The 12,972-nt window shown below is 39.5% G+C and carries 10 protein-coding genes; 8 read left to right on the forward strand and 2 right to left on the reverse strand.

Going from position 1 to position 12,972, the window contains the following annotated elements; all coding sequences use genetic code 11:
• The first annotated feature begins 73 nt into the window (after nucleotides 1-73).
• The 8 genes from CVD28_RS23375 to CVD28_RS23410 all read left to right on the forward strand — a co-directional run bounded on the left by CVD28_RS23375 (nucleotide 74) and on the right by CVD28_RS23410 (nucleotide 11,903).
• Nucleotides 74-937 carry an amidohydrolase family protein gene (locus tag CVD28_RS23375; RefSeq protein WP_219621207.1) on the forward strand — a complete coding sequence of 288 codons (864 nt, stop codon included), beginning with the start codon at nucleotides 74-76 and terminating at the stop codon, nucleotides 935-937.
• 50 nt (nucleotides 938-987) lie between these two features.
• Nucleotides 988-2,352, forward strand: a complete 1,365-nt coding sequence (locus tag CVD28_RS23380) for a phenylacetate--CoA ligase family protein (protein WP_101597107.1) — start codon at nucleotides 988-990, stop codon at nucleotides 2,350-2,352.
• A gap of 29 nt (nucleotides 2,353-2,381) precedes the next feature.
• Nucleotides 2,382-4,400 carry a hydantoinase/oxoprolinase family protein gene (locus CVD28_RS23385; protein WP_101597108.1) on the forward strand — a complete coding sequence of 673 codons (2,019 nt, stop codon included), beginning with the start codon at nucleotides 2,382-2,384 and terminating at the stop codon, nucleotides 4,398-4,400.
• 27 nt (nucleotides 4,401-4,427) lie between these two features.
• Nucleotides 4,428-4,772 carry an acetone carboxylase subunit gamma gene (locus CVD28_RS23390; RefSeq protein ID WP_101597109.1) on the forward strand — a complete coding sequence of 115 codons (345 nt, stop codon included), beginning with the start codon at nucleotides 4,428-4,430 and terminating at the stop codon, nucleotides 4,770-4,772.
• The gene (locus CVD28_RS23395) at nucleotides 4,773-6,914 is read left to right on the forward strand and encodes a hydantoinase/oxoprolinase family protein (protein ID WP_101597110.1); all 2,142 of its coding nucleotides are present in this window, start codon (nucleotides 4,773-4,775) and stop codon (nucleotides 6,912-6,914) included.
• Nucleotide 6,915: 1 nt separating this feature from the next.
• Nucleotides 6,916-8,964 (forward strand): hydantoinase B/oxoprolinase family protein, encoded by a 2,049-nt coding sequence (locus CVD28_RS23400; RefSeq protein WP_180954288.1) that lies wholly within the window; start codon nucleotides 6,916-6,918, stop codon nucleotides 8,962-8,964.
• Between the two features lie 85 nt (nucleotides 8,965-9,049).
• On the forward strand, nucleotides 9,050-9,952 hold the full coding sequence (locus CVD28_RS23405) for a hypothetical protein (protein WP_101597112.1): 903 nt from the start codon (nucleotides 9,050-9,052) through the stop codon (nucleotides 9,950-9,952).
• Between the two features lie 112 nt (nucleotides 9,953-10,064).
• Entirely contained in the window at nucleotides 10,065-11,903 is a 1,839-nt protein-coding gene (locus tag CVD28_RS23410) for a helix-turn-helix domain-containing protein (RefSeq protein ID WP_101597113.1), read from the forward strand.
• Here CVD28_RS23410 and CVD28_RS23415 read toward each other — a convergent pair.
• Nucleotides 11,883-12,269, reverse strand: a complete 387-nt coding sequence (locus CVD28_RS23415; RefSeq protein WP_101597114.1) for a hypothetical protein — start codon at nucleotides 12,267-12,269, stop codon at nucleotides 11,883-11,885. The two genes, CVD28_RS23410 and CVD28_RS23415, sit on opposite strands and share 21 nt — an antisense overlap.
• Nucleotides 12,270-12,480: 211 nt before the next feature.
• Nucleotides 12,481-12,852, reverse strand: coding sequence for a rhodanese-like domain-containing protein (locus CVD28_RS23420; protein WP_101597115.1), 372 nt, complete (start codon nucleotides 12,850-12,852; stop codon nucleotides 12,481-12,483).
• Nucleotides 12,853-12,972: the final 120 nt, after the last annotated feature.

Genomic DNA, 12,972 nt, shown 5'->3' on the forward strand with positions numbered 1-12,972 from the left:
GCAACATTGATATTAGTAAATAATTTTTATAATATTAGAAATATACAGAAAATAATAAAAATGAGGTGAAACTTTGAAAGCAATCGATATGCATGTTCATCCAATGACACATGAAGCATTAGTGTCGGGGGGGGAGTATTTTGATGCTGGAAAAAAATACTTCGGAAGAGAACATAAAGTAATTTCATATGATGAAACAGCTGAGATGTATCGAAAATTGGATATGATGGCTGTTCTCTTAGCAACTGATTTTAGGACGAATCAAGGGTTACCTCCTGTTAGTAATGATCATGTTGCCGAAGCTGTAAAAAACTACCCGGATGTCTTTTTAGGTTTTGGCAGTGTCGACCCATGGATGGGGAAAATCGCTGTTCAAGAAGTTGAAAGGGCTGTAAAAGAACTTGGTTTAATTGGAATAAAATTCCAGCAAGCTTGTCAAGCTTTTTACCCGAATGATAGGCGTTTCTACGAAATTTATGAAATGTGTCAATCGTTACAGATCCCTGTTCTATTTCATATGGGAACAACGGGGATAGGGGCCGGTACACCTGGGGGCATGGGAGTGCGACTAAAGTATACCCGTCCCATCTATATTGATGATGTAGCTGCTGATTTTCCAGAATTAAAGATTATTGGAGCACATCCTGGCTGGCCATGGCATGAAGAATTATTGGCAATTGCTGTTCATAAGTCGAATGTATATATTGATTTATCCGGGTGGGCTCCTAAATACATCCCTCCTATCGTAATTCAATATGCTAATTCAGTATTGCAAGATAAGGTATTATTCGGCTCTGACTGGCCGATGCTGACTCCGGAGAGATGGATGAAAGAATTTGAAAGTCTGGACATTAAAGAAGAAGTAAAACCAAAAATATATCTTGAAAATGCCAAAAGGCTTTTTAATCTCTCTAGTAGAATAGAAGCATTAAAATAATCAAGAAAGAAAATGAAAGCGCTTTAATTCAAGGGATAGGAGGTCGCATTTTGCTTTTGACAAAAGAATGCTGGAACCCAGAGATTGAAACTTTAAACTATGACCAAATAAGAGAATTGCAGTTTAAAAACCTTAAAAAGCAATTATATTATTGCTTTGCAACTTCACCATTTTATAAAGATAAATTCAAAATGGCGGGTGCAGAGCCGGGCGACATTAAAACAATGGATGATTTCCGTAATTTACCCATATTCTATGGAAAAGAGGATGATAGAAAGAGTCAAGAAAAATCTCGTGAGCTATTTGGACATCCCTTTGGATTACAGCTCTGCGCTGACCCTCAAAAGGTGGTGGCAGCGAATGCGACGTCCGGTACCACTGGTAATCCAACGTTTTATGCTTTTACCGAAAATGATATTAAAGTGCAAAATGAAGCATTTGCAAGAGGGTATTGGCGGGCTGGAATCCGACCCGGAGATCGGGTTCTTATGGCATCGGGACTGTCCATGTGGTTAGGAGGTACCTCCGTGATGCGAGGTTTACAGGGAATGGGTGCTTGTCCAATTCCTGTCGGGGCCGAAGCTGGTGCGGAGCGACTGTTAACGTTTGCAAGCTTGTCATATCCCTCCGCAATGGTAGCGACACCATCAATTGCTACATACTTGATTGATAAGGCACCGTCCATAATTGGCAAAGAGGTTGGGGAATTAGGGATTAAACGCATCGTTGTCCTGGGTGAACCAGGTGCAAGCATTCCAGAAGTACGCCAGCGAATTGAAAGTGCCTGGAGGGCTAAACTTTATGACGGCGCTTCTGGGATTTGGGGCCTTCATAGTGTGTCTTGCAGTAGTCCAGCATATGAGGGGCTCCATGCCTATTGTGAAGACAAGATTTTGTTGTGGGATATTGTGGACCCTGTAAGTAAGAAGCCATTGAAAATTGAAAATGGGGCAATAGGAGAACAAATTATCACGGCATTGGATTGGCAAGCATCACCAGCGTTAAGGTATGCGTTTGGAGATATCATTCAAATTTTTACAGAACCATGCCCACATTGCGGATTTTCATGGATTCGCTGGCGAATCATCGGCAGGACAGATGATGTGTTAAATGTTAAAGGTGTAAAGCTTTATCCTGTGGCCTTAAAGGAAGTGCTGGAAACTTTCATTCCACGCATCTCGGGGGAATTCAGGATTGTTTTGAATGAAAAACCACCAAGAGTTACACCTCCCTTAAACGTGAAAATGGAGTATGGGCATCATGTTGATAAAAATCAATTATCAGCCTTGAAGAATGAGATAGAAGATGCTTGCGCACGCAAATTAAGTGTGCGGCCTGATATTTCACTAGTGCCACCTGGATCATTGCCAAAGGATCCATCTAAGAAAACGAAATATATTGAAAAGAACTATTAATATAAAAAAGAAAGGTGAGTGAAGCTAACATGAATTTTACTATCGATATTGATACAGGCGGTACATTTACCGATGGGTTTTTTACCTACGGCAGTAAGTATAAAAAGATAAAAGTGGATACGACTCCTCATGACTTAACGGTTTGTTTTAAGAACTGTATACAAGAAGGAGCCAGAGCTTTTGAAGTTTCCTCAACAGAATTACTAAGAGGTACGTCCGTGCTTCGGTATAACACAACAGTAGGCACGAATGCACTTATTCAAAGAACTGGAAGTAAAATCGGTCTTCTGGTTACTAAAGGAGCCGAAGATAACTTATATGATACAAAGAATAACCGCGTATTAAACTTTTTAGTCGAAAAAGAGATGGTAAGGGGATTAGATGAAGAGATTAATAGTAAGGGCGAGGTAGTGAAAGACCTAAACAAAGAAAATGTTCAACAAGCCGTGAAAAACTTGCTCGAAACAGGGGCGCGAATCATCGTCGTAAGTTTGCGGAATTCATATCACAACAATGTACATGAGAAACAAATAAAGAAGTGGATTCATCAGGATTTTCCAAACCATTATTTAGGATCAAATCCTATCTTTATAGGAAGTGAATTCAGTCATTCTCGAATTGATTCGGTGAGGACGAATTCCACTGTGGTAAATGCATACCTTCATAAGGATATGGTTCGATACCTTTATAAAGCAGAAGATGACATCCGGGATAAAGGAATTAGGCACCCTCTTTTAATAGGGCATTCATCAGGAGGTGCTGCACGGGTTGCCAAAACTCGAGCGCTGGATACCTTCAATTCCGGCCCAGTTGCAGGAATGTTGGGCAGCCAATTTGTTGGGAACAAGTTATATAAATTGAAGAATGTCATTACGATTGATGTAGGTGGAACAAGTACGGATTTAGGTCTGATCATTGATGGTTCTATTCCTTATGTAGAAACACCTTCTGTTCATGGATTACCGGTTGATATTCCATTACTTAAGGTAGAAACAATAGGGGCAGGCGGAGGGACAACGTCCCAACTCGTGGATGGTGCCTTAAAGGTCGGCCCAAATAGTGCTGGAGCAGTTCCTGGACCAGCGTGCTACGGACTCGGCGGTGAGCTGCCAACTACTACGGATGCATTTGTGAGTATCGGTGTTATTGATCCCGAATACTTTCTAGGGGGTACCAAGCAATTAGATAAGGAAAAAGCGGATGAAGCCATTAACAATTTAGCGATCAAATTAAATTCCAATATACCGGAAACAGCGCAAAATATTTTAAATACACTCATAAATCAAATATCCAAAGAAATTAAAAAGTTGATTCAGCCTAAAGGTATTGAAGCAGAGGAATGCACCATGTTTTCATTTGGTGGAGCAGGAGGCCTGCTAAGTGCCAAGGTGGCTGACCAATTAGGCATTAAAAAAATAGTAACATTCCCCTTTAGTTCTGTATTTTCTGCTTTCGGCTCCTCGACATTAGACATTAAACATATTTACGAAAACGTTTACACAATGAGATTGAATTCATACGATGAACAGGAAATTCAGCAATTATCGGCTATTCTGCAAAATATGAAAAAGCAGGCACTTCGAGATATGAGAGGAGAGGGTTTTGAAGAAGGCGAAGTCTCCTTTCAAATTGAATGGAAGGTATGGAATCAATCCAAACAGGAGCAGGTGGCCATCAATACCGTCCTCCCGCAATTGGATGATATTTGCGAAGTCAAAAGGATTGTGTCCAGAATCGCGGCACAGTCAGAAAATGGAGAGGTTGAAGGTCTACGCGTCAAAAGTAATGCTTCTGTGCCGCACTTTGAATTTAAAACTTATGAGCTATCAAACCTGCCACTTGATATAAGAGCAGTAAAAACATCCCGGGATATCTACTGGAATCATGAATACGTTAACACAAACATTTATGAAAGAAACCTGCTAGTTCCGGGTAACTGCGTTTTGGGACCTGCAGTGGTTGAAAGCAATGACTCCACTTACTTAGTTCCAACTGATTGGTCTTATCGCATTGATGAGTTTAATAATGGTATTTTAGAAAAACAATAATTCTATGAATAGAAGGGAGATATAAGTATGTCCAAGGTTCAAATTACTGAATACTTAGATATCGAGCTTGAAAAACGCATTTGGTGTTGCCGCAAGTGTACTGGAGAACTGATTTCCGCAGACGAAAGCTATAAGAAAGGCTGCTTGGTCTACAGCCGTGATCCTAGAACAATATATAACACTATGATTGAAGGTGAATTAAATTTTGCTCCAGACCCAGAATGGCAATTAATCGTGGAGTTTTATTGCCCGCATTGCGGCATTATGGTGGAAAACGAATTCCTTCCACCTGGGCATCCAATCACCCATGATATTGATTTGGATGTTGACGCACTCATTCATACTGAAATCTCTAAAAGGGAGCGAGTCTAGATGAAAAGTATTGATATTGACATTGGCGGCACTTTTACTGATTGCTATGTTCATTGGGAAGGAAAAACAGTATTAAAGAAGGCGCCGACTACTCCATATGACTTATCTGTAGGGTTAATTCAAACATTAAAAGAAACAAGTGCAGAATTAAATGTCCCATTCGAGGAACTCATACCGCAGGTGGAAAGGTTCCGCTATTCAACGACTGTTGCCATGAATCGCTTGATTGAGAGGAAAGGCCCTAAATTAGGATTGATCACAACAGAAGGATTTGAAGATGTTATTTTTGTAGGGAAAGCTTCTCAGTGGCAGGACGGCATGACTTTAAAGTATCGCCGGAATTTAGCCCAGGCCAGGAAGCCCCAGTCTTTAATAAAGAGACATCATACGGTTGGAATAAAGGAAAGAATTGATTCGTTTGGACAAATTTTAAGGCCGCTAGACGAAGATGATGTTCGCGAGAAACTCCAATATTTAGTCGATCAAGGCGTACGCGGCTTTGTGGTGACTTGTTTATTTTCCTATTTGAATCCGGTACATGAGCGAAGAATCAAAGAAATTATTGAAGAAGAATACCCAGACTATTATTTAGGAGCCATGCCCGTTTTTCTTTCCTCTGAAATTCATCCAAAAAGGGATGAGTATACACGTTCCAATACAACGATCTTAAATGGTTATTTGCATCAGTTAATAAATGAAGAAGTAGGAAAAATCCGTGATGAATTGATCAAGAATGTATACAGGGGCTCGATTCTGATGGTTCATAATACCGGAGGAATGGCGGAATCCATTCGAACATCGGCCGTACAAACGTTTAACGGAGGCCCGGTTGCAGGATTGATGGGAGGGGCACATTTTTCTAAGCAATATGGATTGAAGAATGCAGTAGTAGCTGATATGGGAGGAACCAGCTTTGACATTGGAGTGATCGCTGGGGGAAGCACCCGCTCCTATCAAAATAACCCAGTAATTGATAGGTTCCTTGTTGATTTGCCTATATTGGATTCTAAATCTATCGGTGCGGGCGGCGGCTCTATTGCTAAGATCAATTATGATTTTGGTAAACGGTTGGAAGTCGGCCCGGAAAGCGCTGGCTCGATGCCAGGGCCTGTTTGTTATAACCAGGGTGGTAATGAACCTACGGTCACAGACGCGGATTTAGTATTAGGATACATTAATCCTGATTATTTCCATGGCGGTAAAAAGAAACTAAATTACCGTAAGGCATACCGGGCCATCAAGCAGAATATCGCTGACCCGCTTAATATCTCTACCGAAGAGGCTGCCTTGTTAATAAAAAAAGTGGTTGATGCCAATATGGGCAACGAAATCCGAAAGGAGACCGTTTTAAAAGGACTGAATCCGAAAGATTTTGCATTATTTGCAATTGGCGGTGGTGGCCCTATGCATGCTACCGGATTATCTGATGTAGCGGGGATCAAAAAGATTATGACATTTCCATTTTCATCAGTGTTTTGTGCGTACTCATCGTCAACCATGGATATCATGCACATTTATGAATATTCCAAAAAGATTCCACTGATTGAACCGAATTCTAAAAAGTATTTCACTGATTACGAAGCTTTTAATTCAGTTGTGAACCAATTAAAAGAAAAAGCGATCCGAGACATTGTCGGGGAAGGATTCAGTGAAGAACAAATCGTCTTCCAATTAGAGCTCGACATGAAATATGGGGGCCAATTGAACATACTACGTGCATCATCACCGCTGCTTTCCATTGAATCCCCTGCTGATATAACAGAAATTTATAACCGTTTTGAAAAAGAATATAGTGAGGCCTATAGTGCAATGGGAACCTATCCAGAGGGCGGTGTTGACATTGAAAACTTCGTATTGAAGGCCGTTATACCCCAGAAAGCAGAGGACTTAAAAACATATGAGTTTGTTTCTGAAGATCCGAATGCGGCTTTGAAGGAATTGCGCGATGCTTATTGGGAAGTTGATGGCGGCAAAGGAATCATGCTGAAAACTCCTGTCTATGATTATAGATTATTGCAGTGCGGAAACAAGATTAAAGGGCCAGCCATCATCGAAAGTGTTGATACAACCTATGTCATCTCCATTGGCTGGACATATGTTTTGGACCAATACCTAAATGGAATCATTGAAAAGGAGGGTTAATATGATAGATTTCGATATCATCAGCCATTTTAAGCCTGAGAAGCCTACTGAGCAAGAAATAAAAGGGATGGAATTACTTAAAACGGGAGATTTTGAGATTTATAGCTCGAAATTAAATACGATATGTGAAGAAGCAGCGGCTGTTTTTGTCCGCCTAGGAGTAACCGGTATGCTCCATGCCGGTGATATGATGGTGGGCCTCTATACTGCGAAAGGGGATTTAGTTACAGGTTCCACGGGTACGTATTTACATTCCATTACAGGGCAAATCCCAATTAAATATATCTTAAGATATTGGAAGGATAATCCTACTGTTGGAATTAACGAAGGCGACATCTTTTACTGTAACGATGCCAACTTAGGTGGAATTCATAATCCCGATCAGTTTGCCATAATGCCAGTTTTTTTCAAAGGCGAAATTATTGCTTGGTCCGTAGCGGGTGCACATCAGCCTGAAACAGGCGCAACGGAGCCGGGGGGCGAGCCATTGCTTGCGAAAAATAGGTTTTATGAGGGGATGAAACTTATCCCAATTAAAATCGGTGAAAATTATCAGTTAAAAGAAGATTTGCTGGAAATGATGGCAAATATGGTAAGAACGCGCAGAATGCAAATCATTGATACCCGTGCGAGAGCCACTGGGTGTGACCGAATTAGAATACGCTTACAGGAATTCGCTGAAGAAGTCGGAACCGATTTCATTCAGGGGCTGTTCCGGAAAATGATCGATACAGCGGAAGAAGGAGCAAGAAAGAGGATTGCTGCCTTAAAGGATGGAACCTACCGTCATGCATATTTTATGGATAGTATTGGCCATACAGAAAGCTTATTAAGAGTTTGTTTAACGTTAACAAAAAAAGATGATCGTCTTACTTTTGATTTTGAAGGTACGTCTCCAGAGCATGATGGATGTTTCCATGGCTTATTGCATATTGCGATGGCACATGCAGCCATTTATCTATTTGGCTATGCATTCCATGATTTCCCGTTATCGTCAGGTATTTTTGCACCGATGGAATTTAAGGCTCCTGAGGGCTGTTTCCTAAATTCCGGGGAAAATGCAGCCATCTCGAACGCTCCCGTTACAAACAGTTCTGTCATGCATACCGTCCATGTCTGCATGACAAAGCTATTGTTTGCGAGTGGTTTGAAGGATTTAGCGACCGTTCCTCCTGGAAACGCCGGCGGTGCTTATAACTATGCCGGAAAGAACCAATGGGGCGTTCCATTTGCAGATATCGCCGGGTACCCATTAAATTCTGAAGGCGGCGGAGCATCCTATATGGATGATGGTGTTGATTCTTTCGGGTTTCCTTGGTGTGCCTGGGGGAAGGCACCTGATGCAGAAGATATTGAAAATGAAAATCCCTTCTTCCATCTTTTCCAAAAGCATATGAAGGATCACTGTGGTCATGGTAAGTATCGTGGAGGACTTGGAACTGTTTCAGCATGGGTTGTCCATCATGTTCCTTCCGTCGTTTTTCTATCTCGTACAAGGGGCTTTCGGATCACTCCAGGTACCGCCTTGTTTGGTGGATACCCAAATATGTCTCCTCCAGGAATTCAAGTCACAAATACTAATCTAAAACAGTTGATGAAAAAGAAAAATACCGACATACCTTCAAACTTATGGGAATTAATTCAGGATAGAAAAATTGAAGGAGAGTATGGGGTTGAAAGTAATACCCGCCCTCCGCGTGTATTATCAGACGGTGACATCTTTATTGCCTCCAGCTGGGGTGGAGGGGGCTATGGTGATGCTTTAGAACGATCTCCAGAGTCTGTTATGAAGGATGTACAGAATGAATCCATTTCGCACTGGGTGGCTCAAAATGTATATAAGGTTGTTTATGATCAAGATACTTTGATTGTGGATGAAGAGGCAACGGAATTAAAACGGAATCAAGAAATGATGGAGCGTTTGACGCGAGGAAAGCGTTATGACGACTTTGTTGCTGAATGGAGCCAGTTAAAGCCGGATGAATCAATTCTCCAAAACTATGGGTCATGGCCAGATGCCAAGAAGGTACGAGAAATTCAAAGAGTGTAAATAAGTTAGTGAGGCAAGGTGACGGATGTTACCTTGTCCCATTTTATGCAACAAGAAAAATTTTATAAGCAGAGGTGAGACAAGATTGAATCAAAAACAAGCGTTTCATCAGTTGTTGGAGTCAAAACAGACTGGTAAATGCATTTTCTTACCAACTATTGATCGTTTTGCTGCTGTAATACAGAATAAAGACCCTGATAACATCTATCATGATCCCAATACACTAAGTACAGGTTTAATGCAAGTACAGCGTCTTCTAGGTTTAGATGGTTTTGTTGTTGAAATTCCATTACAAGAATTTCATTCTGCTTATAAGGATGTTCCGCCAACCAATTGGGAGGCTAAGGTCCTGTGTCAATCTGAAATCATTACGAATTTATTGGACGTTGTCGACAGAATTAAGGTATTAAATCAAACAGTGCCGATTATTATTAAAATAACTGGTCCCCTAGCAATGTATGAATCGCTCTATCACAGTGAAACTTCTTCAGATATATCCACTATCATTGATGATGTAGAAATTATTGGAGAAGTTATAAGCGAGGTGATCAACGAGTTTAGCAAGCGGCAAATTGATGCAATTATCATTAAAGATCGTTGCTCAGGGGCTTTCAATCAAGAATGTAATGATCATGACGGACTTAATGAAGTACTACACTCTTTTCTTGAGTTGACTCAAAACATTACCTCATTCTATCAGTGCAAGGTTATCTACTCTTATTCAAAATGGGAACACTGGTTAAAAGAAATAGTGGTTGAAGGATTGGTTTTACCTTTACAAAGTATTGATTCAGCTGTAGAAGAAGGGGTTTCATTTGTGCTGGGAGCTGAAATTGATTTATCAACTTGGATCAATAACCAAGGAGAATTTTCTAGTGAGATCCCGGACATTGTCGAATCCGCAAATTTCATATTCACTGAATCTTCAATTCCTGAAAAGATAAATGTGGTAAGTTTTCAAAAGTGGCTCGAGCAACTAAAATCTTAAACTTTAGGAAAAAATTGTTCAAAAGTCTTCATTAAATAAGAAGATTTTTGAATTTTTTTAATTGTTTAAAAATAACTAAGTATTATAAAATAAAAAGAAAAGGAGTGTTTTCATGCAAGATTTTCAACCTTTAAATGAAAATCAAAAAATACTGCTGACTGAAATAGCTGAAAATATCTTTTCTCCTAATAATAGAGAAGATTTGTTTAACTTAATTCCCTATTGGGGCACCAAACTGGCACGCGGCTCTGCTGCTCTTTTATATATATATGACAATAGTCTTAATCAGTATATCATGCAAGGTACATATGGATTAGATAAAAAACAATCTTCAGATGTTATTAATTTTTTTGAATCCTATTTCAAAAGCGCTTTACCCGTGGATAAGAAAAAAATTAAACAAGCGTATACTGCTACTTTTCTACAGCATCTTTATTATCTGTTTCCACTAACAGGAAGCTTAAATAATAGTGGTATCATTGTGATTCAGGCTAACGGAAAAGAATTTAATGATGTGCAGATGAATTTGCTGGAATCCTTTATTCAAACCGTTTCCATAGCTATTGAGAATTCTCGACTATATCTTCAAATTCAGCGGAAATCGGAAAGTATTACCATAATGAATATATTACATAGATTAGTCAGAAACGGATCTTTTCAAGAAGTGTCAACAGAAATAGTAAAAAGTATCGGCAGACTTTTTAATGCCCAGATGGCCGGGATATTGCTGTATGATTCTGAAAAGAATCAACTCGTGTTACAAAAGCCTGCTTTCGGCGTGTGGGATGACAAAATTATTGAAAAATATCGAGTTTCTTTAGAGGAAGGTGGTAATGCCGTTTCCGTTTTCTTAAGTGGTATTCCTACCATTACAAAAAATGCCCAAGCTGATTCCCGCTACTTACCCAAATATGTACGAATATTCAATGAACCTAAATCTGTTATGACGGTTCCGTTGATTGTTGATGAAAGGCGGATAGGAGTTTTACATGCAATGTCTGAGAAGGAAGCAGTGTTTTCTCAAGACGACCTTTCATTATTTATGGATCTTTCAAATTATCTAGGTGTTATTGTGGATGAAGGCCTCAATTTTGAAGGGAATGAAAGTTCAACTATTCAAAAAATCCAGGTTGAGAAATATTTTTCACGTCATTTGGTTCAAGGGATGGTATATGGTCATGAACGCGACCTACACTATATTAAAGAAAAGGGGCATTTGCTAAAAATCCCGGTAGAACCCCCTCTAATCGTAATCAATGTGGGAATGCTAATAAATGAAGATTGGCTTGATTTTACTTTATTCGAACAAACTGAAGAAATTGAGAGAATTGTGAAAAATCTGATTCCGATTTCGGGAATAACTATTGAACAGTCAAATATCACAATCATCTGTCATTTTGACTCGATTAAGAAGATAAAAGATATTGCTGCAAGTTTAGATAAAGCATTACAAACGTTCTTTAAACGAAAGGCAAAGAATTTTAGGGATAGAGCAGATAATAGTAAGATTATCATTGGAATGGGTTCACCAGTTCTAAAGCTAGTCGATGTAAAAGATTCATTCCAGCAAGCGAAAAAGGTATTAAAAATTCTGACCCAGCTGCCAAATTTAGAGAGAATCGGCTTCTATCCAGAATTGGGATTGTGGTCTCTGCTTGCAGAGGTATCAATGCAAAAAGAAGTGGTACAAATGTATGTCAGTAATTATATGAAGGATTTTAATAGTTTGAAAAACGCTGAAGAAATAAAAAAAACATTAAAAGTTTATTTGTCAAATGAGGGACACCTTAAAAATACAGCATCTAAACTTTATATTCACCCCAATTCTTTAAAATACCGGATTCAAAAAATAGAGGAAATTTTGAATTTGGATCTTGGCCATCCTGAAACACGCTTAAACCTGAATATTGCATTACGTCTAGAACACCTTTTAAATGAAGTTCATCCTTGAAAAAACAGTCATATTAAAATCCAATAGCAGTATAGTAGTCAGAATTGGACAAACTAGGAAGGGGAGCAACAGAATTGCTCCCTTTAATAATTCGATTCGAATGATCCTGTCAATGCCACTACGTCTGCCTTGGCAGGAAAACATGCCTAAAAAACCGATTAATGTTTTGTTTCTGTAATAAAAGAAGTTATTATTTTCTCCGGAAGGCCTGTCAAATAAAAAAGGGAAATTAAGCGGCAGCTCCATTTTAATGTGGTCATGCTGATTGCAGATCTGCACAAGCTGGTAAATTTCTTCCACCTCAGCATGGCTGCATGAATCTTTTATGTAAAGACCCTCTCTTGGCTCCTTATTATTCGTGTCCAATGCTATTTGCTCCATTCTAACTTAGATAAAAGAAGACCCGGTATCTGCAGCGAAGCCAGATCCCGGGTTTATCTTTTTTTATGTGGAAAATAACAAAATGATCTGATCTGGCTCCTAATAGTAGTGCGTAAACCCTTCTCTGTGGAAACCAAGCCGTCTCAACTTAGCAGCAGTCTGATTCGCTTTATATGGGAAAAGCATTTTCGCTTTTCTATTTAGCTTTAATTTTTCCAGTCCATTGCTTAAAGCCGCCTTTAAGCTGGGATAGGTCCTTATAGCCTTTCCGGCTTAGCATTTGAGCTGCCTGCCCGCTGCGAAGTCCGCTCTGGCAGTATAAATAGACAGGCTTGTCCGGACGGATTTCTCTAATTCGGGTTTTAATTTGTGATAACGGGATATTTCTGGCACCAAGAATATGACCAGCATCAAATTCATTTGGTTCGCGGACATCTATCAATTGAGCCTTCCGGTATCCGGCTACAAAGTCCTCCTGGGACAGCGTTTTAACAACCTTGCGCTGATGCAGCCAATTATATACGGCATAAGCGATAATAGCAGCTAGGATAATCAATAAGTATAACAAAGTAACAAACCCCTTTCTCAGGTAAACACTAAGCAATATTCATTATATAATTGAAATAAACGGGAATCAAAGAATTTTTGTTATATGATGAAAAAAGCAGTTTGCTTTTTATTATGTAAA

This window comes from Bacillus sp. M6-12 (genome assembly GCF_002860285.1).
Classification (GTDB): Bacteria; Bacillota; Bacilli; order Bacillales; family DSM-1321; genus Peribacillus.

What these genes read in the sequence shown, in the direction of transcription:
- CVD28_RS23385 (WP_101597108.1), top strand. Translation starts at nt 2,382, where the DNA reads ATGAATTTTACTATCGATATTGATACAGGCGGTACATTTACCGATGGG.
- CVD28_RS23390 (WP_101597109.1), top strand. Translation starts at nt 4,428, where the DNA reads ATGTCCAAGGTTCAAATTACTGAATACTTAGATATCGAGCTTGAAAAA.
- CVD28_RS23395 (WP_101597110.1), top strand. Translation starts at nt 4,773, where the DNA reads ATGAAAAGTATTGATATTGACATTGGCGGCACTTTTACTGATTGCTAT.
- CVD28_RS23400 (WP_180954288.1), top strand. Translation starts at nt 6,916, where the DNA reads ATGATAGATTTCGATATCATCAGCCATTTTAAGCCTGAGAAGCCTACT.
- CVD28_RS23410 (WP_101597113.1), top strand. Translation starts at nt 10,065, where the DNA reads ATGCAAGATTTTCAACCTTTAAATGAAAATCAAAAAATACTGCTGACT.